This window comes from Pseudomonas sp. S2_B07, assembly GCF_054668435.1.
In genome coordinates this window covers 3,805,629-3,830,243 of record NZ_CP162769.1, presented here as the reverse complement: position 1 = coordinate 3,830,243, position 24,615 = coordinate 3,805,629, and the positions used below count along the sequence as shown (strand labels likewise).

Genomic DNA, 24,615 nt, shown 5'->3' with positions numbered 1-24,615 from the left:
TTCCACACGCTTGCTCCAGTGGCGCTTGACAATGGCAGGCTTATACGCGGCTGTAGAAAGCAAAATCGTCAATGACCGCTGAATCCCATGCCCCATTTGCTCCGTGGGGCTAGGAACCATTTCGGCGAGTCAATTCCGTTTTATGAAAGTAGCAGCGACTCACAGCAAAGAGCTTTAGCTTAATAGCTTACTTGCAGGTGCAGGAACCTGACTAAGCTCCCCAACGAAACCGCCTGACCGGCGGTTTTTTTTGCATGCGAATAGCTCGCCAGCACTCGTAACATCCTGCGAAAGTTTGGCGCCTCCATCGCCACGCGAAATCACCACCTCCCGACTACCCTTCAAAAACCGCAGGAAGCGGTTCCCGTAAAAGCTCAAGGAACGACCATGTCCCTCTCAATCGTCCACAGTCGCGCCCAGATTGGCGTGGAAGCGCCCGCCGTCACCGTCGAAGTCCATCTGGCCAACGGCTTGCCCTCGCTGACGATGGTCGGATTGCCCGAAGCGGCTGTTAAGGAAAGCAAGGACCGGGTACGCAGCGCGATTATCAACTCAGGCCTGCAATTCCCGGCTCGGCGTATCACCCTGAATCTTGCCCCAGCGGATTTACCGAAGGATGGCGGACGGTTTGATCTGGCGATTGCCCTGGGGATTCTGTCGGCCAGTGTGCAGGTGCCAACGTTGACGCTGGATGACATTGAATGCCTGGGAGAGCTGGCGTTGTCCGGCGCGGTACGTGCCGTGAGAGGCGTGTTGCCGGCTGCACTGGCTGCACGCAAGGCCGGACGCTCGTTGATGGTGCCACGGGCGAACGCCGAGGAAGCGTGCCTGGCCTCGGGGTTGAAGGTGTTTGCCGTGGACCATCTGCTGGAAGCCGTTGCTCACTTCAACGGACATACGCCGGTCGAGCCCTACGTTTCCAATGGCTTGCTCTACGCCAGCAAACCCTATCCGGACTTGAATGAAGTGCAGGGGCAAATCTCGGCCAAGCGCGCATTGCTGATTGCGGCGGCTGGGGCTCACAACTTGCTGTTTAGCGGGCCGCCGGGGACCGGGAAAACGCTGTTGGCGAGTCGTTTGCCAGGTTTACTTCCTCCCTTGGCCGAAAACGAGGCGCTGGAAGTCGCTGCCATTCAATCCGTCACCAGTTGCGTGCCCTTGAGCCACTGGCCGCAAAGACCATTCCGCCAGCCCCATCACTCCGCCTCGGGGCCGGCATTGGTTGGCGGTGGCTCGAAGCCGCAACCCGGCGAGATCACCCTCGCCCATCATGGCGTGCTGTTCCTCGACGAACTTCCGGAATTCGATCGCAAGGTGTTGGAGGTTTTAAGGGAACCGCTGGAGTCCGGGCACATCGTGATTTCCCGCGCCAAGGATCGCGTGAGGTTTCCGGCGCGCTTTCAACTGGTGGCCGCGATGAACCCGTGTCCCTGTGGATATCTTGGCGAACCCAGCGGCAAATGCAGTTGTACACCGGACATGGTCCAGCGTTATCGCAACAAATTGTCGGGGCCTCTGCTGGATCGGATCGACCTGCACCTGACTGTCGCCCGAGAAGCCACGGCTCTGAATCCTGCGCTCAAACCCGGTGATGACACCGCCACTGCTGCGGTACTGGTCGCCGACGCCCGGGAGCTTCAAAACAAACGCCAAGGCTGTGCCAACGCATTCCTTGATTTGCCAGGGCTGCGTCGACACTGCAAGTTATCCACAACCGACGAGGCGTGGCTGGAAACTGCTTGCGAGCGTTTGACCTTGTCACTCAGGTCAGCCCATCGACTGCTCAAAGTCGCACGCACTTTGGCAGACCTTGAACAGGTCGATGGCATCACCCGCGAACATCTGGCGGAGGCATTGCAGTATCGGCCAAGCACAAACTGACGAAAGTCATTCCTTGGTCAGATCAACCAATGGCACCTGCCGCACCTCAGTCTCCCGCCCACCCTGAATCTCGCTCACCCGCTTCAGCGCCTTATCCACAGCCCCTTTATCTGCCAACAGGCTGTAATGAATCTGAAACTGCTTCTGCTCTTTAACCCCAATCATCGGCACCAAACCAAGCGGCCGCTGGTACCGACGGTTGTAGGAAAAACTCGTCCCTGGCTCCAATCCGGTGACATACCCCTGCCCTTGCGTATCGGTGTTTTTCCACAGCGAAAACACTGGCAACTGCTGAGTATTAAACCCAACCGACACCCCAAGGCTCCCGGCCTTGTTATGCAGCACGGTCAGCGTATCGCCCTTGGCGTCGCCGTAGGGCACGACGTTGTAAACCGTCTCGTCGTAGTCCTTGGTCGGCGCACGGTAAGTCTGCCAATCCGGCAAATCCCCTTTGGCCTTGTCGTTGAATGGCGACACCTGTTTCACCGGTGCCACAAACCGCGCGCCCTGCTCCAGGAACGGCGTGCTGAAGTTGCTGTGGTACAGCGCCTGGTATTCCTTCGGATAATCCCCGTTGTTGGTCAGGGTGTCGTTGAGGGCAAACGTGACGCTACCGGGCTCTGTGACCAGTTCGGTCATCACCGAGAAGTCGACTTTCTTGAACGCCTGTTCTTTAAGCTCGCCACGCAGGCTGATGGCGTAAGGCGGTTTCTCATCGATGTGCAGGGTGACTTTGCTGGCCGGGATGTTGGCCGCGCGGCCATGGAGGGTCAGCAGTTCGCCGTTGTCCATGCCGGGATGGCCGACCCATTCGTAGCCGCAGCGGGCGACCAGTTCGTTGAAGCCTTCGAGCCAGCCCAGGCCGCCGCGGCCGTTGAGTTCGATGAAGGACGGATTGACCACATCCTTGACCGGCGAATCCCAGCCCATGCGCACAGTACCAACCGACGCCTGCAAGACGTTCATCCCGCGGGTCGGTACCACCGAGAGTTTCATCGTGCCGTTATCGATGTCGACGATGCTGACGCCCTCTTGCCGACCGCCGTGCAAGGTGCGAAGGGTCACGGAAAAAGGTCGGTCGGTTTTCAGTCCGAGTTGTTGGCTGGTGATCTGCCAATTCTGGGGAGCCTTGTCGCTGTCGAGCAATACGTAATCCCAGGCCAGGGCGTGAGAGGCAGCGGTGAGCGCGCCAAGTGCGACAGCGAATTTGAGCGGGGTCATGGGGAAAGCCTTTCTTGGAGTTGTGGGTTTTTTATAGCGCTGATGAATCGTTTCAGCAAGCTTAAAAAAGCACACCACCAAACCTTCCCACGTCAATTCAAATTGACCTCATGCAACCTCTGCGCACTTACGCTAGTCTCATACGGTTTTGGACCTCCGCTAATTGACGGCGACATCATTATGACATTAAGGTCGCCAGCTAATTGCAGGAGCAAGCGCAGACGCTTTTGTCTGTCATTTTTGCGCAACGGAACATAGGGAGTTTGAATGCGCGGGGCATTATTACGCAGCGGTAAGAGCGGGTCATTCATTGCCCTGGGTGAAACAGGTCAGCCGGTCTACCGGGCTGCCTTGCAATTGCGCGAAGCCATTCGCCGCAAAAATCCTGAGTTGGTCGATCATCTGGCCATCCCCCAAAGCGATGAGCTCGGTAACCAGATCGACTGGTACAGCGGCCTCGACGGTGATGTGATCCCGTGGAGCAGTGCGACCGAAGAAGAACGCGCCCCTGCCCGCCGCCAACTTGAAGCGCTGAAAACCGCGCTCGAGGAACTGAGCCAGCGTTTCCTGGTGACTGATTCCGGCGAACCGCAGCAAGGCGACAAAGCCGTGTTCGGCAAGCTGCTCAAGCGCGTCATTCATTTCCCCGACGAGAATTTCGTCTACCTGGTGCAAGGCAAACCGGTGCTGACCTTTTGGGGTTTCGAGCATGCCGGTAACGGCACTCGCGATCCCCTGCACTGCCTCTATCAGGTTCCGCCCGCGTTCACGCTGCCACCTGAGGTCGAACCCGCGCCTGTTGTTGCGCCCGTCGTACCGGCGGTTGCTCGTCCATGGTGGCGTCGCTGGTGGTGGCTGTTGCTGCTGCCGCTCCTGCTGCTGCTTTTGTGGTTGCTGCTCGGCCTGCGCGGTTGCGTGCCGATTCCGTCGGTGGCGGTAGATCTGTTGCCTGAGGGCATCGTGCCGGTGGAAAAACGACTGGAAGAGCCGCAAGTGACTGGCAATGTCACGACGCTGAATGGCGTTCCGGTGAATGGCACTGTCGTGGGCTCCACCACAGGAACTGGCACCGCCGTGACCGGTACTCATGGAGTAGAAGCGCCCGCGGTCGAAGGTAGCGAGGCTGACACGGCGCCCGCCGGCGTGACCCAAGACCCCGCCAAAGACCCGGCAGCAGACCCGGCCGCCGAATCGCCAACCACACCACCCGAAAACAAAACCGCGCCGCCGGATATCACATCCCCCGAGGGCGAAAAACCCGCCGCTGCCGCAAAACCCGGCCCTCCCCTGAGCATTCCGCCAGACGCCGCTGACGGTGCCGCCAAGTTCCTCGACGGTCAGTACCGTGCCGGGGCGGGTATTCAGGATCGCCGGACCGGCAAACCGCTGCGTCTGGAGTACCAGCTCAAGGACGGCAAGGGCGAAGTCACCGTGCATCAGGCCGACGGCACCAAGTGCAGCGGGCCAGTGAGCGCTACCATGAAGGGAGGCAGCCTGGCCATCGACAGCCAGGGTCAGGCCGTGTGCGCTGACGGCAGCACGTACGACATGCCCAAGGTCAACTGCCGCAAAGGGGCGACCACGGTCGCGGACTGCACCGGCGGTTACGGAAAAGATCAATTCCCCATGTCCATGCGGCACGTGGCCGAATAAAAACGGAATAACCCGACATGTTGCCTGAAGTCACCCAATTCGAAGACACCGTCACGCTGGTCAGCGACACCGGCATCCAGTTCATGGATTTCGCCCTGCGCCTGGATCCCCGCAAGGAACCGGCGGGCGAATTCGCGCCGATGATCAGCGGGTTGATCTGCCGCCTGGCGTACAACGAAGAGAAAGACTTCTTTTTCTACGAGCCCGAACCGGAAAAGATCGAGAAAGCCAAGCCTGCGTTCAGCGTCGACATGAAAAGCAGCCTCGAATTGCTCGACGGTGTCTGGCTGCCGACTCCGTTTTTCCGTTTCATGCCGCCTCATCGCTTCGATGAAGGTCCGACCAACTGGTCGCGCATGCGCCTGGTGAAACTGGCGACACCCGACATTGACGGCAACACTCACCGTCTGACGATGGCGTTCGACAGCCGCGTCATGCCCAAGCGTGACGGCACCGCTTACCTGGCGCCAAATGAAGAGGACATCAGCTCCGGTGTGTCCTTCAAACTGGCAACCAAGGCCAGCGAAACCCGCTGGTTCCTGGCGCAGCCGTGGGTCAACGAGTGGCTGCTGGAAGTCTTCAACGAAGGCAATGCCCACCGTTCGCGCGCGGAGCTGGACACCGATATCCGCGCCAACTATCACCTGGCGCACTACCTCAATTTGCTCAGCCTGTTGGGCGCACCGTCCGCCGCCCAGCAATCGACGGCCCGTGCGAAAGTTGAAATCCCCGAGCTGAAAGTGGTCGCCAACGACAGCAATGGCCTGGTCAAACCGATTCCGGTGGACCTGGTGCTGGACGTCGGCAACTCGCGCACGTGCGGCATCCTGATCGAGAACCACGGTCAGGCCGGCTCCGGGCTGAAGCAGAACTACGTGCTGGAACTGCGCGACCTGATCACCCCGGAACACACCTACAACCTACCGTTCGAAAGCCGCGTGGAATTCGCTCAGGCGTACTTCGGCAAGGACCACTGCTCGGTCAAGAGCGGCCGGCACGATGCGTTCCAGTGGGCGACGATTGCCCGCGTCGGCAATGAGGCCAGCCGTCTGGCCAGCCGTCGTCGCGGCACCGAAGGCTCTACCGGCCTGTCCAGCCCGAAACGCTACCTGTGGGACGAAAATGCCTACGGCCACGGCTGGCGTTTCAACTGCTCGTACATCAAGACCGACAGCGAGCCGTACGCCACCGCCGCGCCGTTCTCGCACTTGATCAACGAAACCGGCGAGGCGCTGTACAGCCTTGAAGAAGATGATCGTCTGCCAGTGTTCATGCCGCGTTATTCGCGCAGCTCGCTGATGACCTTCATGCTCGCCGAAGTGCTGGCCCAGGCGCTGTCGCAAATCAACAGCCCGGCCCAGCGCTCGCGCCAGGGTCACACCCGCGTGCCGCGCCAGCTCAACAGCATCACCCTGACCGTGCCGCCGGGCATGCCCCAGGCCGAGCGCAGCATCCTCAACGAACGCATGCTGCAAGCCATCGGCCTGGTGTGGAAAAGCCTCGGCTGGCATGCCGGCGAGGAAGACCCGCATCTGGATCAGGCTGTCAGCCCGCGCACGCCGATCCCGAGCATTCGCGTGGAATGGGACGAAGCCTCCTGCGGACAGTTGGTGTACCTGTACACCGAGGTCAACGAAAACTTCGCCGGTCACCCGGAAGAGTTTTTCGACACCATCGCCCGGCCCGACAAAACCGACCGCGAACGCATCACCCTGGCGACCATCGACATCGGCGGCGGCACCACCGACCTGGTGATCACCGACTACCGCCTCGACCGCGCCGGCAACACCGGCAGCGGCAGCAACGTGCACATCGTGCCCGAACAGCGTTTTCGCGATGGCTTCAAAGTGGCCGGTGACGACATCCTGCTGGACGTGATTCAAGACTTCATTCTGCCGAGCTTCGAAAAAGCCTTGCAGAACGCGGGCGTGAAAGCCCCGGATTCACTGATGTCGCGTCTGTGTGGCGACGAGTCGGTCAGCGCTCAGGACATGATCCTGCGCCAGCAATTGAACCTGCAGGTGTTCGTCCCACTGGGCCTGGCGCTGCTCAAGGCGTACGAGCACTACGATCCGCAGGTCCCTCAAGAAGTCACCCCGCAAAGCTATCGCCAATTGCTCGGTGACAACGCGATCAGCCAGACCGTGCTCGACTACGTCAACGCCGCCGTGCGCCGCGATGTCGGGGGCCAGAGCGGTTTCGACCTGTACGAATCGCTGATCGGCTTCGACCTGCAAAAGCTCCACGCCGCGTTTCTCAACGATCAGATCAACATCACCAAGATCCTCGGCGCACTCTGTGAAGTGGTCGCGCACTATCCGTGCGATGTTCTGCTGCTGACTGGCCGCCCTTCGCGTCTGCCCGGCATCCAGGCGTTCATTCGCAAGGTGCTGCCGCTGCCACCCGGGCGCATTCTGGCGCTGCAAAACTATCGCACCGGCGGCTGGTACCCGTTCCACAAGAACGGCCGCATTGACGACCCGAAAAGCACCGCTTCGGTGGGCGCAATGTTGTGCCTGTTGTGCGCCAACCACAGCGTGCCGAACTTCTACTTCCGCTCTTCGGCGCTCAAACCGTATTCGACGGTCAAGCACATCGGCGTCATCGACCTGAACAACGTGATCAAGGATGCCGACGTGCTGTACCGCGACATCCAGTCCGAAGACTACAAAATCAAGTTGCCGGAAATCGGAACGGGCGATGACGCCGACACGCCGCAGCTGGAAATGCGCGGCGACCTGCGTCTCGGTTTCCGCCAGTTGGCCGCTGATCGCTGGGCGGCTTCGCCGCTGTACATCCTGCGGTTCACCAAGGCCGGCCGGGAAAAGTTCTCCCGGGCGATTGGAGAAAACGGCAGCGCGCCGCTGCTCAAGGTGCGCTTCGAGGTCAAGGCGGCCGACAAGTACACGCGCAAGCAGGATCTGGTCAGCGACCGCCTTTCGGTTCGCGACATCGAATCCAACAGTAACAACGTCAACTTCAACCCGCGCAGCGACCTCGAGCTGGAACTCAACACCATGCTCGACGCCGGCCTGCGCGAGACCAAGTACTGGCTCGACAGTGGAAGTGTGAAACGCAAATGAATGACCTGACCCCCGATCAAACTCAGCTCTCTGCCAGTTGGGCCGCTGTTTATGAAGGTGCCGGTCAGGCGCTGGACTGGATCGCCCAGACGCGCGGCAACGCGCCGCGCCTGGACAGCGAAGCCGATAACCTGAACATCCGCCTGCACCGTGCCCGCAACCTGGCTCACAGCCTCGGCCGCGTGGCCTGCACGCCGATGACCATTGGCTTTTTCGGCTTGTCCCAGGCCGGCAAGTCCTACCTGATTTCGGCCCTCGCGGCAGGTCAGAATGGCAAACTGGAAACCGATTTCGGTGGCCAGCGCCTGGACTTCATCAAGCACATCAACCCGGTCGGTGGCGGCAAGGAAGCCACCGGTCTGGTGACACGCTTCAGCCGTCGCGCGACGGAAAGCCAGGACAATGACTTTCCGGTACAGCTCACGCTGTTCAAGGAAATCGAGCTGGCGAAGATTCTCGCCAACTCCTGGTTCAAGGATTTCGACCTTGAGCGCATTTCCTACGAGATCGACGAAGAGCGCATCCAGCGCGTGCTCAAACCGTTCGAAGGCCGCGAAACCGGGCCGCTGCAAACGGGCGTCAACGCCGACGATCTAGTGTCGCTGTGGGATTACCTGCGCGACAACTTCCGCAACTCGGTGAAAAAACTTGAGCACCTGTACTGGCCCAAAGCGTTGCAGTTGGCGCCACGCCTGAATTTCCAGGAACGGGCCGAGCTGTTTTCGATCCTGTGGGGTGAGCAAAGCGAGCTGACGCGGGTGTACCAGCAACTGGCCGGTGCGCTGCACGCGCTGGGCCTGCCCGAAACCGTGTTCGCACCGCTGAAAGCGTTGGTGAGTTTCGAAAACGACACCTACAGCCAGCGCGACAGCATCATGAACGTCGACATCCTCGAACGCTTCGGGAGCCCACGGGACTTGCCGATCGAGGTTCGCCCCCTGATTGGCGGTCGCCTGCAAAACAGTCAGGGCATCCCGGTCGCGCAACTGGCGGCACTGACGGCCGAAATGACCTTCCGCCTGATCGAAGCGCCGCTGGATGACATCGTCAATCAAGTCGACCTGCTGGATTTCCCCGGTTATCGCGGGCGCAAGAAACTGCACGAGATCGCCGACTCCAACGATCCGCAATCCGCCACCAAGGACAACTCCGTTTCGCAGCTGATCCTGCGGGGCAAGGTCGCCTACCTGTTCGAGCGCTACACCGACAACCAGGAAATGAACGCGCTAGTGGTCTGCACCGGTTCGACCAAGCAGAGCGACGTCAACGACGTGGGCCCGGTGCTGACCCGCTGGATCGAAAAAACCCAGGGCGCCGACTCGGCCGCTCGCAGCAAACGCGACACCGGTCTGATCTGGGCGCTGACCATGCTTGACCTGCGCATCACCAACTCCCTGAGCCTGACGCCGGATCAGTACGACGAGAGCTGGAACGGCATGGTCAAGCTGACCATGCTGGAGCGCTTCGGCAGCCTGAGCTGGATGAGCGACTGGGCCGGCACGCCGTTCCAGAACACCTTCCTGGTGCGCAAACCGCGCATGGACGCGGCGTTCATCGAGCAAGACGCGAGCGGTGCGGAAACCGGCCTCAATGCCATCTATCAGGAGCGTGTTGACGCACTGGGCAGCAGCTTCGCCAGCAACGCCCTGGTGTGCAAACACATCAAAAATCCGGTCAATGCCTGGGCGGAAATGCTGCGCAACGATGACGGTGGTATCAGTCACTTCAGCAGCAGCTTCACCGGCGTGGCCAACATCGAATTCAAATTGCAGCGCATCCGCGAACAATTGAGCGAATGCCTCGAAGGCCTGACCACTCACGGCTTGAGCACCTGGTACCACGCCGATGGCGATGGTGCCGCCGCCGCGAAGAAAGCCCAGGCGCAGATGATTCTGACTGGTCTGGGTCGGCGCCCGGCCGTGCTCGGCGAGCTGATCGATCAACTCGACATGCCGAGCGAAGAAGTGCGCGACCTGTACCTCAGCGGCGTGTATGAAACCGATGACGAGCCAGCCGCGAACGACGAGCCGGCCGCCCCGACGCCGAGCCAGAGCCTGTACGGCAACGACGCCGGTTTCGATTTCGATTTCGGTGACGACACGAGCCTTGACGCACCGGTCAGCAGCAAAAACGGTACCCCCGCGCCCGAGCTGCAAAGCAACGAGCACCGATTCGCCAAAGCGGCGTTCAAGGCCTGGATCGCGCACCTGCGCGAGCTGACCACCCGCCAAAGCCTGCTCAATCTGCTCGGCCTGGAAAAGGCCTTGCTCGAAGCGGTGGTCGACGAACTGATCACCGCCGGCTATCGCCAGGACTTGCCGGGGCAACTGAGTCGCGCCGTCCTCAAGCGTGCACAAAGTGGCGCGCGACGCGATCAACTGGTCGAACGCCAGGTATTCGAAGTGCAACGTGTGCTGCGCGATTTCGTGTCCTGGTTCGGCTACCTGCAGAAGCCGGTGAGCGAGCGTCCGAACAGCCGCGCCGGGGCCAAGGCGCCGCTGTTCTCGTTCTACACCGACGTTGGCCCGGGACAAGTGCCCGTGCTGCCGGCACAACCGGCGAACCAGGCGCAGCGCTACCTCGGCGACTGGCTCTCGGGCCTGGCCTACATCACGCAGGACAATGCCGGCCATGGTGCCGGACGTGAAATCACCCCTGAACAGAACGAACGGCTGGGCAAAGTGCTCACAGCCTTCGCAGCGAGATAAGTAATGCCAATTCGTGTCGACCTGCTCGCGTTAGAGCCCAATGTGCCTGGCAAGGCCCGCCTGACTGTGAAGAAATGGCAGGGTGGCGAGGAACAGCTGGAGTTTTCCATTCAGCGTAACCAGGACGGTTTTTACCTCCAGGACCACAAGGCCTGGAGCAACAATCCATTCTGGTTCAAGGTCTCGCGCTTCAACGTCACGGACAGCGGCGATGGCCTGGAAGCGCAGGTCGGCCCGGACGTGGTCGACCCACTGCTGGAAGGTGGCGCCAACTCGCAATTCCAGATCGAACTGCGCGAGCAGAGCCACGGCCACACCGACAAAGGCGTGGTTCGTCCAGGCGTTGGCGTGTTGCCGTCCACGGCCGGCGGCCAGACGCGCTCGACGTATGGCGGCGCCGAACTGACGGCGCCGAGTGCACCGGCACCAGCACCGGAAATCCTGGAAATCCCGGAGCTGCCGGAACTGGTCCTGTCCACCGCCGAGCCCGAAGTGGAGCTGGAGTCAGTGCCCCACGAGCCCGACTACGCACCACCTCCCCCGCCGGTGAAGAAAAGCAACAAAGGCCTGATCGGCCTGTTGGTTGTCGTGCTGTTGCTGCTGGCCGCGGGTGGCGGATTCTGGTTCTACAAACGCACCCCGGCGCCTGCCCCGGTGGCCGCCAACCCTGCCGCCGCACCGGCCGGCGCTGATGCTCAAGCCTGTACCGTGGAGAGCATGAACAGCCTGCCTGAATTAACCTTCGTCCAGACCTGCATCAAGGCGGCGCCCGACAGTGCCAAGTTGCTGGAGATCATCAACCAGGCCAAGGCCGGCAAACACTGCGGTGTCGCCCAACGGCTGTACGCCAACCGTGCCCAGGCCGGTGACGCGCTGATCGCCAACGCTTATGCCCGTGAATACGACCCTAAATACCTGAAGGCCAGCGAGTGTTTCCCGACCGCGGACAACGCCACCGCCGCCTACTGGTATGAAACGATCCTGACCCAGGACCCGAACAACGCCGAAGCCAAGCAGCGTTTCGAGGAGTTGCAGAAGTGATGCGCTCTCCCCTGAGTCGTTTCCTGCTGAGCGGCGCCGCCCTGTTGGCACTGTGCATCAGCCCGTTGTCCCAGGCCGATGACAAACCGCTGATCCAGGCCGGTAAAAAGACCCTGTTCCAGCGCGTGCTGACCACACCCGGCTGCAAGATCAGCCCGACGGCAGGCGGTGCCGCCGGTGACGAACAGCCGGTGTTCAGCCGCTTTTACGTGTACGAGCGCGCCCAAGCGAACAACGCCGAGTGGCTGAAAGTCGGCCCCGACAGTTATGGCAAAACCATTGGCTGGTTGCCGGCCGGCTGCACCACAGACTGGAAGATGCAGCTGACACTGGCCTTCACCAACCCGGCCAATCGCGACCGGCTGCTGTTTTTCAAGGACCGCGCCACCGTCGAAGCCATCCTCGATGCGCCGGACCCGGTAAGCAAAGTTGCACCGCTGCGGGCCAAGCTGAAAAAGGGTCAGCAGGCGCCAGGCGTGCTGGCGGAAGAGCCTGAATTCTTCGTCGACCTGCAAAAGCAGTTCTACCTGCTGCCGGTGCTCAGCGGCGAAGAAGTGATGACCGAAAGCGGTTTCCGCACGCGCCTGCTGAACGTCGCGTCGGTCAGCAAACCGGATGACAAGAACGCCAAGCCCGGTGCTGCCAACAGCGCTGCCGGTGGCAAGGAAGCCGAGGACAAAAACACCAACCAACTGAAGGAGTTCAGTGCGGCCGTGGTGTTTGTCATCGACTCGACGATTTCGATGGACCCGTACATCGACCGCACCCGCGAGGCGATCCGCAAGGTTTATCAGCAGATCGAAGCGCAGAACCTCGGCAAGCAGGTCAAGTTCGGCATGGTCGCTTTCCGCTCCAACACCCAGGCGGTACCGGGGCTGGAATACACCACCAAGATGTACGCCGACCCGACCAAGGTGAAAGACAGCGCCGACTTTTTTGCCAAGATCGCCGACCTCAAACAGGCCACCGTGTCGAGCAGTAGCTTCGACGAAGACTCGTTTGCCGGTGTCATGGAGAGTATCGACAAGGTCGACTGGAGCCAGTTCGGCGCGCGCTATGTGGTGCTGATCACCGATGCCGGCGCCATCGAAGGCGACGACAAGCTATCGAAGACCGGGTTGAGCGCTGCGCAGGTGCGTATCGAGGCCGCCAACCCCGGCGTGGCGATTTACACCCTGCACTTGAAAACCCCGGCCGGGGCCAAGGACCACGCCAAGGCTGAGGCGCAATACAAGAACCTGTCGACTTACCCGGGCACCAACACCTCGCTGTACTACCCGGTGGACGCGGGCGATGTGCATGAGTTCGGGCGCAAGGTCGACGCACTGGCCGCCGCGATCACCACCCAGGTGAAAGCCGCCTACATGGGTGAAGACGCCATCGGCAGTGCGGCGAACGCCAAGCAGGACCCGGCCGAGAAGAAAATGCTCGAGGACGCGGCGCTGATCGGCCACGCCATGCAACTGGCCTATCTCGGCGAGAAGACCAACAGCAAGGCCCCGCCGGTGTTCAAGGCGTGGATCACCGACCGCGACCTGATCAAGCAGAACATCCCGACGACCGATGTGCGGGTACTGCTGACGAAGTCGCAGCTCAGCGACTTGAGCGACGTGATGAAGCAGATCCTCGATGCCGCCAACGAAGGTTTGATTTCGCCAACGGAAATGTTCGATCGCCTGCGTTCCGTGGCGGCGACCATGGGCGCCGATCCCAATCAGCTCAAGCAGAACAGCAACGCCAAACTGGCGGACATGGGCGTGCTCGGCGAGTACCTCGAAGACCTGCCCTACCAGAGCGAAGTGCTGAACCTGGATGAAGAGACCTGGAAGAGCTGGGACGGTCTGGCGCAAGAGAAATTCATCCGCACGCTGAACACCAAACTGCGGCATTACCAGCGTTACAACGCTGACGTCGACCGCTGGGTTGCTTTAGCCAAAGACAGCGATGCGCGGGACAACGTGTACCCCGTGCCACTGGAAATGATGCCTTAACGAGACGCTGATGCTCGATATCAAGAACCTGCTGGTGCGCCGTGGTGAGGGCGCGCTGGCTCATCATGTACGCCTGCCGCATTTGCAGATCGGTGCCGGGGAAATCCTCGCCATCACCGGCGAGAGCGGTAGCGGCAAAAGCACCTTGCTCGAAGCCATCGGCCTGTTGCTCGCGCCGGTGGAGCTCGAGCGCTTTCGGTTGGGCCCGACGCACGCTCAGGATATCGCCCACCTGCTGGCGACCGACGACCAGCCGGCGCTCGCAGCGGTGCGTTCACGGCACTTGGGCTTCATTTTGCAGAGCGGCGGTTTGCTGCCGTTCCTGAGCGTGCGCGACAACATCAGCCTGCCGCGCCGTTTGCTCGGGATGTCGGCGAACAGCGAACACATCGACCACGCCGTCGACGTGTTGCGCCTGCAAGGGTTGCTGGATAAACAACCGCAGGCCTTGTCGATCGGCGAGCGCCAGCGCGTGGCCTGCGTTCGGGCGATTGCCCATCAACCGCTGCTGCTGTTGGCCGACGAACCGACCGCCGCGCTCGATCCGCACAGCGCCCGGCGTTTGTTCGAGTTGCTGCTGAGCCTGGTGTCGAGCATGGGGTTAAGTGCGCTCGTGGTGTCCCATGACTGGGCCTTGCTGAAGGATTTCGGCTTGCCGCGACTCGGCGCTATCAGCCATCAGGGAGAAACACTGTTTGAACCGATGGATTGATCGCTTGCGCCTGCTGGGCTCACTGGCGCTGCAAGACCTCTGGCACGACCGCAAGGTCTCGCTGTGCATCGCCGCGTCCCTGGTGGCGGTGATAGCGCCGCTGTTGCTGCTGTTCGGGCTCAAGCACGGGGTGGTCAGCCAGTTGCAGGACGAACTGCTGCGTGACCCGCGCAACCTTGAAGTGAAGATGCTCAGCAACGGCAACTACGACACGGCCTGGATCGAGCGTTTGCGCCTGCGCCCCGAAACCGGTTTTGCCCTCGGCCAGACCCGCTCGCTCAATACCCAGGCAGACCTGCTGATCGGCATGCAACGGTTTGTCGAAGGTGCGGAAATCATCGCCACGGAACCTGGCGATCCACAGCTGAACCTGCCGTCGCTTACCCCCGTCGGCAATCAAGTGATCCTCAGCGCCAGCGCCGCGCAACGTTTGCAGGCCAAGGTTGGCGACAGCGTGCAACTGCGGGCGTTGCGGCGCCTGGAAGGGGTCAATGAACGCGGCGAGATGACGCTGACCGTGCTGGCGGTGCTCGACGGCGCCCGGTTCGGGCGTGCGGCCGGGTTTGTCGCCCCGCCGCTGCTGCTGGACCTGGAGCACTTTCGCGACGGTTATCAGGTCAGTGCGTTCGGCGTCGCCACCGGCAAGCCGCTGGGCAATCTGCAACCGCTGTACGCCCGCGCCCGCGTGTATGCACGCAACATCGATCAGGTCGCACCGCTGGAGCACTGGCTCAACGAACAACACATCGAAACGTCGAGCCGGCTGGCCGACATCGACAACGTCAAAGCCATCAACCATGTGCTGGGACTGATCTTCGGCGTGATTGCCGTGGCGGCGCTGATCGGTTGCGTGGCGTCGATGGTCGGCGCGTTCCTGGCCAACATCGACCGCAAGCGTAAAAGCCTGGCGGTCCTGCGCCTGCTGGGATTCAAGCGTCGGGCCGTCGGTGGTTTTGTGGTCTTGCAAGCGCTGATACTGAGCCTGGCCGGTTACATCGGCGGGCTGGGGTTTTATGCTGTCGGCAGCCATTTGTTCGACTACTTGCTGGGCAGCAGCCAGGCCACCGGCACCTTCGTTTGCCACATCACCGTCTGGCATGGCGTTGCCGCCCTGCTCCTGACCTTTCTGGTCGCCGCATTGGTGGCCGTGGTCGGCGCCCTGCGAGCCATCAACATCCAACCTGCGGAGAGTCTGCGTGAGCTATAAACGTTTTGGCTTGCTGTTGCCCCTGAGCCTCGGCTATTTGCTCGACGCCTCGGCGGCGGGCTGGGAAGAGAAGTATTACAACCCGATGCCGGACGCCGCCGACGTGGTGCTGCCGATGCCCTGCGAAGGCTCGATGGTGTTTCGCAAGGTGTTCATCCCGGTGGCCGGGCCGCTCGACGACTACCCGATCAACATCGGTCAGGACGGCGCGGAATACGGCTATGTCGAGCAGACCCGGCCGACGTTCATCGCCGGTAGCTTCACGGGCGGCAAGAACGACAAATCCCGCTATTACCTGATGGCCAAGTACGAGATGAGTCAGCTGCAATACGCCGCGCTGACCGAAGCCACCTGCCCCATCGCTGCCACCAAACTGCGCGTGCCGCAAACGGCCGTGAGCTGGGTGCAAGCCATCGAAGCCGCCGACAAGTACAACCTGTGGCTGCGCAAAAACGCGGCCGACAAGTTGCCCAAGGAAGACGGCGCGCAGGGCTTCCTGCGCTTGCCGACTGAAGTCGAGTGGGAGTTCGCCGCACGCGGAGGGCTGGAAGTCAGCGCCGCTGAATTCCGCGATACGCATTACCCGATGCCGGACGGCATCAATGCCTACGAGTGGTTCGCCGGGGCGCAATCCTCCAACGGCAAAGTGCAGTTGTCCGGTCTGCAAAAGCCCAATCCGCTGGGCCTGCATGACATGCTCGGCAACGTCGACGAAATGATGTTCGAGCCGTTTCGCCTGAACAAGCTCGACCGCCAGCACGGTCAGGCCGGCGGCTATGTGGTGCGCGGCGGCAACTACCTGACCGCTCAGGCCGACCTGCGCACGGCATTGCGCAAGGAAGCGCCGTATTACAACGCCGACGGCCAGGTGAAGAACAAAACCACGGGCCTGCGCCTGGTCATGGTCTCACCGACCCTGACCTCTCGCGAACGGGTCGCCAGCATCGAATCCAGCTGGAAGAAACTCGGCACCGGCAGCAAGGAAACCGAATCCGCCGACAAAGGCACGGTGCAATCCCTGAACAGCCTCGCTTCGGGCGTCGAAGACAAAGCGCTCAAGGAAAAACTCCAGGCCCTGGAGAACCAGTTGCGCGCCAGCAACCAGCAGCAGGAAGAAACCCGCGACCAGGCGATTCGCGCCAGCCTCAATCTGGGCGCATTCTTGTGCACCAAGATGCTCGACGACGGCCAGTACGTGGACTTCCTGCAAAAGAACTACAAGCTCAACTGCGAAAGCGCGGACAAGGACGCGAGCTGCGACATGCGTAAAACCAAGCTCGACGAGCAAAAGGATCGCCTGCACAAACTCAGCCGTTACTACGCCAGCAGCCTGGTGGAATCGGCGACCTTGTACGGCCAGCCACTGCTTGAAACTCAGGTGCCGGTGATGGAAGAAATCATCACCCGCAACAAACAGCTGCAAGACCTGAAACCTTACTTGCGCACCCACTGGGCCAATCAGAAAGCGTTCCTCCAAAAACAGAAGATCGACACTGAAGCCTGGCTGAGCAGCTGCAAAGCCGTCACTCAATAACTCACCTCAATAAAAACGCGTCAACACCGTCACCTAGGAGTTTCACCATGTCGCGCAGCCTTTGGACTCGCTTCAAGCTACAGATCGCTTTCGTTGTTGCCGGCAGCCTGCTGCTGACCGGTTGCGCCAACACCGGTAGCTCCATGCTCGGCGAAAGCGGCGGGGCCGACCCGCGCCTGACCCAGGGCCAGGACGCAGAGTTCTTCAGCAAGTCCGGCTACCAGGCCTGTGCCATGGGCGCCGGTGTCGGCATCCTCGCGTGCGCACTGTCCAACAGCAACAACAAAGCGGTGTGTGCCGTCGCCGCCGGTATTACCGCGTGTGGTGTGGCCATGGGCGCGAACTACTATCTGGATCAGCGTCGCAGCGAATACGCCGACACCACCACCCGCCTGGCTAAAATGAACAGCGACGTCGAACAAGACACGCAGAACGTGATCGCCCGTACCGCGACCGCTCAGCAAGTGATCAATGACGATCAGGCGCAGATCGCCCAGATCAAAAAGGACATCGCCAACAAGAAAGTCGACAAGGCCAAGGCCCAGGTGCAAATCGCCGAGATTGATTCGAACATCGCGCGCCTGCGCAAAGACCTCGGCAACATGCGCACCAAAGTCACCGAGTACACCAAAGTGGCAGACGCCGAGCGTGCACAAGGCGCCACCGGTGCGGAGATCAAGCAGGTGGACATGAACATCATGAAACTGAACCAGAAAGTCGCCGCCCTGCAGAAGGAAGTCGACGGTCTGTACAGCCAACGCTCCGCGATCACCCTGGGCTAAGCACATGACGTTACGACAACTGGCGGTCCTCACCGCCGTCCTGGCCTTGAGCGGTTGCGCGACCAAGCCGGGCGAATGCGATGCGACCAATCGCGACAGCAGCATGCTGACCAAGATGAACTGCGACTACTCCGGTGGTTACAGCGATCAGGTCAAGCAGAAGGAACTGGCCCTGAGCGAGTCCCGTCAACAAAACGCGATGTTCCGTCAGGTGTACGAGAACATCCAGGCCCAGCAGCTCAGCACCAAGACCGACCTGGCCAGCCAGCAGAAAGCCCAGGCAACGCTGAATCAGTCGCTGGGGCAACTGCTGAGCTCGCTCAAGGCCCGGCATGCCAATGAAAGCTCGGTGCAGAAGCAGATTGCCGGCCTCGAGCAGCAGCTCAAGGCTTCGCAAGCGGCGCCCGTGACCAAATCAACGCCCGCAACCCTGGCGGCCAAGCAGGAAGAGCTGAAGGCGTTGCAGAAGAAGGTCAATCAACTGCAATTCAGCCTCGGCTACGAAGAGTAACTTTTCACCCCGCAGGCCTCCCGACGGAGGCCCGCACTTTTTCAGGAATCGTCGTCATGCAGCGGGTCATCAGGGATGCGCAAGCCACACCGGAGGGGATGAGTGCGCTGCAAGCCAAAGTCGCCCTCATCCAGAAACACTTTCCGCCGACCGTCGCCAGCCTGTTTGCCATCCCGCGGATGGGCAGCGGCGACGTGCTGGAATGGTGGACCGAACTGGGTGGCCAACCCACGCCCTACGCCGACCTCAACGAGGACGCGCAACGACGTTTGCTGCAAACCTATGAAGTGCGTCAGACGTCCCTCGGACAGCTGGCGGACGAACTGCAACGACGCGGTCAACCGAAGGAAGCGGAAGACCTGCGCAGCCTGCTCGGTACGCCAGAGCTGGACAAACTCTACAGCCTCAACGGTGAGCCGTTGGTGGTGCGCTGGCACCAGCGTCCGCCCAAGCCCATCGTGCCGCCGGTGGTCCCGGTGGTGCCAGTCGTACCGCCGTCGCGTCGTGGCTGGTGGATCGCGGCGGCCTTGCTCGCATTGCTGTTGCTGCTGCTGGCGCTGTGGCTCTGGTGGTTCCTGCACCGTGAACCCGTTGTCGTGGTGCCACCGGTTGCGCCGGTCGCGCCCGTGGTGACGCCCGTCGAGAAACCGGTTGAGCCTGTTCCAGAGCCAGTTCCCGAGCCTGTCGTGGAACCGGAACCTGTTCCGGAACCAGAACCGGTGCCCGAACCAAAACCAGTGCCGCCACCCAAGCCGGTCCCACCACCAAAACCGGCCGCGCCGCCACCGCCACCGCCACCACCGCCGCCACCTCCAGCCCCGACGCTGGATAACTACGCGTGCCGTAAAAAAGCGCCGGATGCCGTGCCTCCGCAATTTGTGGTGGTACTCGACACCTCGGGCTCGATGGACTTGAACATCAAGTCGGTGAAATCCGATGAGGACTGGTTCTTCGGCAATGAGATGAACAAGTACCTGGACGTGAACCGCACCCGGCAAATTTTCGCCAAGCCCAGCCGCATGGACGTCGCCAAGGACTCGCTGGCCGGCATGATCAACGGGCTCGATCCAAAGATCGACACACGCCTGATCACCTTCGCCGGTTGCGAAAGAACACCGGACCAGGGCGTGTTCCGGTTCGGCGACCGTCAGCGGTTGATCAACGGGATCCGCGGACTGGTGCCCAACGACGGTACGCCGCTGGCCGACAGCCTGGCCTACGCAGCGAGCACGGTCGACGGGCGCAATAACGATGCGGTGATCGTGATGTTTGTCGACGGTGAGGACGGTTGCCAGAAAGACGCTTGCGCGGTGTCCCGCCGAATCGCCAGGGAACAACCGCGCTTGCGGGTCAACGTGGTGAAAATCGGCGCCGGTGGCCCGTCACGCTGCATCGCTGAAAACACCGGTGGCCGGGTTTACAGCAGCACCAATGCGGCTGAGCTGGGTAGTCAGCTGAAACAGGCGACCAAGGAAGTGTCGAGCAATGCCAAGTGCGACTAGTCACTTGGCTTGAATACTAAGGTGGGCCCATCGCGGGCAAGCCACGCTCCCACAGGATTTGTGTCGCTCACAAGAGAGCGGAACAACCTATAACCCTGTGGGAGCGGAGCCTGCTCGCGAAAGCGATTTCAAAGGCGCCTCAACGAAACCGGTCAACCTCTTGGCGCAAGTCCGCCGCCAGGCTTTCCAGCTCCTTGGCCGTCACCGCCAGGTTCGACACCACTTCCCGCTGTTCACTGTTCGCCAACGCAATACTCTGCAGGTTGCTGCTCAGCAACGTCGCCGTGCTGCTTTGCTCCTGAGTCGCGGTGGTAATCGCCGCAAACTGCTGACCGGCCGAACGGCTCTGCTCATCGATCCGCGCCAGGGCTGAAGCCACATTGGCGTTCCGCGACAGACCTTCCTGCATCAACACATTGCCCTGTTCCATGGTGCTGATGGCGTTGCCGGTTTCTTGCTGGATGCTGTTGATCATCCCGGATATTTCGTCAGTGGCCTGACGAGTGCGCGATGCCAGGTTACGCACCTCATCGGCCACCACCGCAAAGCCACGGCCCTGCTCACCGGCGCGAGCCGCTTCGATGGCGGCGTTCAGCGCCAGCAGGTTGGTCTGTTCGGCAATCGCAGTAATCACACCGACGATACCGCCGATTTCCTGGGAACGCTGGCCCAGAGTGTTGATCACCGTCGCGGTGCTGTTCAACGCACCGGCAATTTGTTCCAGCGATGCTGAGGCTTCGTCCATCGAGGTACGACCGATCTGGGTTTGCTGGGCGTTTTCCTGGGCGAGCCGCTGAGTGTTGCCCATGTTGTCGGCAATGTTCAGGGACGTGGCGCTGAATTCCTCCACGGCGCCGGCCATGCTGGTGATCTCGCCGGACTGCTGCTCCATCCCTTCGTAGGCGCCACCGGACAGACCGGACAATGCCTGCGCACGGCTGTTGACCTCGGCCGAGGCCTTGCGAATGTGCTCGACCATGGTCGACAAGGCCTGACTCATCTGGTTGAACGCGCGGGCCAGTTGACCGATCTCGTCGTTGCTCGCCACGTTCAGGCGCACGCTCAAATCACCGGCGCCCAAGGCTTCGGCCTGACGCACCAGATCACCCAGCGGCGCGAGTTTGCTGCGCAGCAACCAGACAGCCGAACCGACCGCGATCAACATCGCCAGCAGACTGCCAATGGCCAATTGAATGCCGACACTCCAGGTCACCGCACTGATTTCAGCTTTTGGCATGCTCGCCACGACCGACCATGGGCCACCATCGAACGGCACGGACACGCTGTAGAAATCTTCGGATTTATCACTCCAGAACTGGCCTTTTCCCGGTGTCTTCGCCAGTCCGACGATGGCCGGGACAGCTTGATCCAGTGCCTGCACACCCGAAATCGGCACCAGCCATTTGCTTTGCTCATCGAGCAACGCCAGGGAGCCGGTCTGGCCGATGCGGAAACGCTTAAGATTCTCGAACTGCGCGTTCTGCGCGTCGGTGTAATCGAACCCTACGAAGAGCACGGCAATCACCTTGCCGCTGCTGTCGCGCACGGGGGTGTATTGCGTCATGTAGGAGCGATCAAACAGCAAGGCGCGACCGACATAGCTCTGCCCCGCCATCAAGCGTGCATACGCCGGATGAGCGTGATCGAGCAGCGTGCCGATGGCGCGGTTGCCGTCCTGTTTGGTCAGGGAGGTGCTGACCCGGATAAAGTCTTCGCCGCTGCGCACGAACAACGTCGCCACGCCCGCGGTCATTTGCTTGAACTCGTCGACTTCCTTGAAATTGTTGTTCAACACTTCGCTACCCAGGTGCAAGCCCGGAGTCTGCGTGCCCGCCACCGCCACCGGCTCCTCCGGGTGCACGCTCAGACCGACGCTGAAGCGCTTCTCGAACAGACCGGCCAGACGCTGGGTGCTTTCACGCAAGGTGCCGTGAAAGGTGCTCAACTGATCGGCCAGCAACCGGGCCTCACTGGCCAGGTGCTCTTCGCGGGTGGCGAGGTTGGCAGTGTCCAGCGAACGCAGGGCGAACACGGTACTGCCAGTGATGACAATCGCCAGTATCACGGCAAGCGCAAGACCAAGCTGTGAGGCGATCCGGGCACGGGGTTGAGACATGACAGCTCCTGGCCGAGCGACCTGATCCTGCTTGATCGGGCTGAGCACTCAGCAAAATTTTCCAGATAATGGGGAAAAGCGTCGAACCAGCACGAAGGTTCCACTTGCAGATTTTCGGCGGCAAAACCGAATACTTGAGTAAATAGCCCGGATATGGCTCAAGGCCTCTACTGCGTGGGCTCTATCGATTCAGCTCAAACGCTGCACAACCGGTAAATCCATGGCCCGGACCTCTCCCAGCAGAAAATCGCTGAGCCTGCGCAAACGTTCACCTCCGGGGCGGGTTTTCGGCCAGACCAGGTAGTAATTCTCACCGCTGGCGACCGCCGTCGGCCACGGCAGACTCAAGCGCCCCTGTGCGACATCCTCCGCCACCATCAGCAAATCCCCCATGGACACGCCATAGCCCCGCGCGGCGGCGATCATGCCCAGCTCCAGGGTGTCGAACACCTGGCCGCCCTTGAGCGAGACCTCATCGGTCAGGCCCATGCGGTCGAGCCAACTGCGCCAGTCACGCCGATCCGGTGTCGGGTGCAGCAACTCAGTGCTGGCCAAACGCGCGACGTCCCACGGCTGGTCGTTCAGCAGATTCGGCGCGCCGACGGGGATCAGCTCCTCGGGGAACAGCAGCGTGGCCTCCCAGTCCGGCGGGAAATGCCCGTTGCTGAGGATCACGGCGCAATCGAACGGCTCCTGATTGAAGTCCACCGAATCGATGTCCATCCAGGCGCTGGTCAGTTGCACTTCATTGCCCGGTTGCAGGTGCCGGAAACGGCTGAGCCGCGCCAGTAACCAGCGCATGGTCAGGGTCGAGGGGGCTTTCATGCGCAGGATGTCGTCTTCGGCGCGCAAGGTATTGCAGGCGCGCTCCAGGGCGGTGAAACCGTCACGAATGCCCGGCAGGATCAACCGCGCCGACTCGGTCAGTTGCAAATTGCGCCCACTGCGGTGAAACAACCGACAGGCGAAATGCTCTTCGAGCGTACGGATATGCCGGCTCACCGCACTCTGGGTGATCGACAGTTCTTCAGCCGCGCGGGTGAATGAACTGTGCCGCGCCGCCGCTTCAAATGCGCGCAAGGCATACAAGGGAGGAAGACGACGGGACATGAGGAAAGCTCCTATAGCGCAATCCGGCTACCGTAGCAGAATCTGTTCTGCATGAGTCTGACTCATGCTACCCATCCTTTTTATCCCTTTGTGTTAACCCCGTGAAGCGCCGAGAATCGACGCTTTCCAGACCTCTTTGATAATCGAGCGTGATGACCATGAAGCATCCAGCGCGTATTGAACTCTGGGCCATCCTGCGGCTGGCGGGGCCGCTGATTGCCTCGCAGTTGGCGCACATGCTGATGGTCCTCACCGACACCTTGATGATGGCGCGCCTGAGCCCCGAAGCGTTGGCCGGCGGCGGTCTGGGTGCGGCGACCTACTCGTTCGTGTCGATTTTCTGCATCGGCGTGATTGCGGCGGTCGGCACCTTGGTGGCGATTCGTCAGGGCGCGGGTGACATTGTTGGCGCCGCACGACTGACCCAGGCCGGATTGTGGCTGGCGTGGTTGATGGCGCTGGTGGCCGGACTGCTGCTGTGGAACCTCAAACCGGTGTTGCTGCTGTTCGGCCAAACCGAAACCAACGTCCACGCCGCCGGGCAGTTTCTGCTGATCCTGCCGTTCGCCCTGCCCGGTTACCTGAGTTTCATGGCGTTGCGCGGTTTTACCAGCGCCATCGGCCGGGCGACGCCGGTGATGGTCATCAGCCTCGGCGGTACCGTGGCCAACTTCCTGCTCAACTATGCGTTGATCACCGGCATGTTCGGCCTGCCGAAAATGGGTTTGATGGGCATTGGGCTGGTGACAGCGATTGTCGCTAACCTGATGGCGGTGGCACTGGCCCTGCACATCCGCCGGCATCCGGCATATGACGCCTATCCGTTGCGCCAGGGCCTGTCACGGCCGAACCGTCAGTACCTGAAAGAACTGTGGCGCCTCGGCCTGCCGATTGGCGGCACGTACGCAGTGGAAGTCGGACTGTTTGCGTTCGCCGCGCTGTGCATGGGCACCATGGGCAGCACGCAATTGGCGGCGCACCAGATCGCCCTGCAGATTGTTTCGGTGGCGTTCATGATTCCGGCGGGGCTTTCCTACGCGATCACCATGCGCATCGGTCAGCACTATGGCGCCGGGCAGTTACTGGATGCACGGTTGGCCGGACGGGTCGGCATTGCCTTCGGCGCGGCGGCGATGCTGGGCTTTGCGATGGTCTTCTGGTTCCTGCCGAATCAGTTGATCGGCCTGTTCCTGGACCACAACGACCCGGCGTTCCGCCCCGTGATTGAACTGGCTGTAAGCCTGCTGGCGGTGGCAGCGTGGTTCGAGCTGTTCGACGGTACGCAAACCATCGCCATGGGCTGCATACGCGGGCTCAAGGACGCCAAGACCACGTTCCTGGTCGGGTTGGGCTGTTACTGGCTGATAGGCGCACCGGCCGCGTGGTGGATGGCCTTCCATTTGCACTGGGGGCCGACGGGTGTCTGGTGGGGGTTGGCGCTGGGGCTGGCGTGCGCGGCGGTGAGTTTGACGCTGGCGTTTGAATGGAAGATGAAACGGATGATTCGGCAGGAGCCTCAATCTCAAGGATTCAAGATCGCTCAGGCCGAATGAAATCCCCCTG

16 protein-coding genes are annotated in these 24,615 nt (G+C 61.4%); 13 read left to right on the top strand and 3 right to left on the bottom strand.

Annotation, left to right across the window (positions count from 1 at the left end; all coding sequences use genetic code 11):
* Window positions 1-387 precede the first annotated feature (387 nt).
* Window positions 388-1,881, top strand: coding sequence for a YifB family Mg chelatase-like AAA ATPase (locus AB4N43_RS17555; protein WP_460151764.1), 1,494 nt, complete (start codon window positions 388-390; stop codon window positions 1,879-1,881).
* Between the two features lie 6 nt (window positions 1,882-1,887).
* Here the strand turns inward: AB4N43_RS17555 and AB4N43_RS17550 are convergent, their stop codons facing one another.
* Window positions 1,888-3,102 (bottom strand): aldose 1-epimerase family protein, encoded by a 1,215-nt coding sequence (locus tag AB4N43_RS17550; RefSeq protein WP_027926387.1) that lies wholly within the window; start codon window positions 3,100-3,102, stop codon window positions 1,888-1,890.
* A 267-nt stretch (window positions 3,103-3,369) separates the two neighbouring features.
* On the opposite strand from AB4N43_RS17550, the gene AB4N43_RS17545 reads away from it, so the two are divergent.
* From AB4N43_RS17545 to AB4N43_RS17495, 11 genes are read left to right on the top strand one after another with little or no spacing between them, the layout of a single operon-like run.
* Window positions 3,370-4,755 carry an SrfA family protein gene (locus AB4N43_RS17545; RefSeq protein WP_460151763.1) on the top strand — a complete coding sequence of 462 codons (1,386 nt, stop codon included), beginning with the start codon at window positions 3,370-3,372 and terminating at the stop codon, window positions 4,753-4,755.
* Between the two features lie 17 nt (window positions 4,756-4,772).
* The gene (locus AB4N43_RS17540; RefSeq protein ID WP_059181964.1) at window positions 4,773-7,838 is read left to right on the top strand and encodes a virulence factor SrfB; all 3,066 of its coding nucleotides are present in this window, start codon (window positions 4,773-4,775) and stop codon (window positions 7,836-7,838) included.
* The gene (locus tag AB4N43_RS17535) at window positions 7,835-10,546 is read left to right on the top strand and encodes a putative virulence factor (RefSeq protein WP_027926384.1); all 2,712 of its coding nucleotides are present in this window, start codon (window positions 7,835-7,837) and stop codon (window positions 10,544-10,546) included. Before AB4N43_RS17540 ends, AB4N43_RS17535 begins: the two co-directional genes overlap by 4 nt.
* 3 nt (window positions 10,547-10,549) lie before the next feature.
* On the top strand, window positions 10,550-11,587 hold the full coding sequence (locus AB4N43_RS17530) for a hypothetical protein (protein WP_027926383.1): 1,038 nt from the start codon (window positions 10,550-10,552) through the stop codon (window positions 11,585-11,587).
* Window positions 11,587-13,578 carry a vWA domain-containing protein gene (locus AB4N43_RS17525; RefSeq protein WP_027926382.1) on the top strand — a complete coding sequence of 664 codons (1,992 nt, stop codon included), beginning with the start codon at window positions 11,587-11,589 and terminating at the stop codon, window positions 13,576-13,578. Before AB4N43_RS17530 ends, AB4N43_RS17525 begins: the two co-directional genes overlap by 1 nt.
* A gap of 10 nt (window positions 13,579-13,588) precedes the next feature.
* Window positions 13,589-14,290, top strand: coding sequence for an ABC transporter ATP-binding protein (locus AB4N43_RS17520; RefSeq protein ID WP_460151762.1), 702 nt, complete (start codon window positions 13,589-13,591; stop codon window positions 14,288-14,290).
* Window positions 14,274-15,497 carry an ABC transporter permease gene (locus tag AB4N43_RS17515; RefSeq protein WP_027926380.1) on the top strand — a complete coding sequence of 408 codons (1,224 nt, stop codon included), beginning with the start codon at window positions 14,274-14,276 and terminating at the stop codon, window positions 15,495-15,497. The genes AB4N43_RS17520 and AB4N43_RS17515 overlap by 17 nt, the downstream gene beginning before the upstream one ends.
* Complete coding sequence (locus AB4N43_RS17510) at window positions 15,487-17,031, top strand: SUMF1/EgtB/PvdO family nonheme iron enzyme (RefSeq protein WP_460151761.1); 1,545 nt, start codon at window positions 15,487-15,489, stop codon at window positions 17,029-17,031. Before AB4N43_RS17515 ends, AB4N43_RS17510 begins: the two co-directional genes overlap by 11 nt.
* A gap of 47 nt (window positions 17,032-17,078) precedes the next feature.
* A complete protein-coding gene (locus AB4N43_RS17505; protein ID WP_027926378.1) occupies window positions 17,079-17,813 on the top strand; it encodes a hypothetical protein in 735 nt (244 codons plus the stop codon).
* Window positions 17,814-17,817: 4 nt separating this feature from the next.
* Window positions 17,818-18,324, top strand: a complete 507-nt coding sequence (locus AB4N43_RS17500) for a hypothetical protein (protein WP_027926377.1) — start codon at window positions 17,818-17,820, stop codon at window positions 18,322-18,324.
* Between the two features lie 56 nt (window positions 18,325-18,380).
* Entirely contained in the window at window positions 18,381-19,826 is a 1,446-nt protein-coding gene (locus tag AB4N43_RS17495; RefSeq protein WP_194940476.1) for a vWA domain-containing protein, read from the top strand.
* Between the two features lie 139 nt (window positions 19,827-19,965).
* Here AB4N43_RS17495 and AB4N43_RS17490 read toward each other — a convergent pair whose 3' ends face one another.
* Window positions 19,966-21,942, bottom strand: coding sequence for a methyl-accepting chemotaxis protein (locus AB4N43_RS17490; RefSeq protein WP_059181960.1), 1,977 nt, complete (start codon window positions 21,940-21,942; stop codon window positions 19,966-19,968).
* 189 nt (window positions 21,943-22,131) lie between these two features.
* Window positions 22,132-23,052: a LysR substrate-binding domain-containing protein gene (locus tag AB4N43_RS17485; RefSeq protein ID WP_027926374.1), complete on the bottom strand. Its 921-nt coding sequence runs from the start codon at window positions 23,050-23,052 to the stop codon at window positions 22,132-22,134.
* 158 nt (window positions 23,053-23,210) lie between these two features.
* Here AB4N43_RS17485 and AB4N43_RS17480 point away from each other — a divergent pair, with 158 nt between their 5' ends.
* Window positions 23,211-24,605, top strand: coding sequence for a NorM family multidrug efflux MATE transporter (locus AB4N43_RS17480; protein WP_027926373.1), 1,395 nt, complete (start codon window positions 23,211-23,213; stop codon window positions 24,603-24,605).
* Window positions 24,606-24,615: the final 10 nt, after the last annotated feature.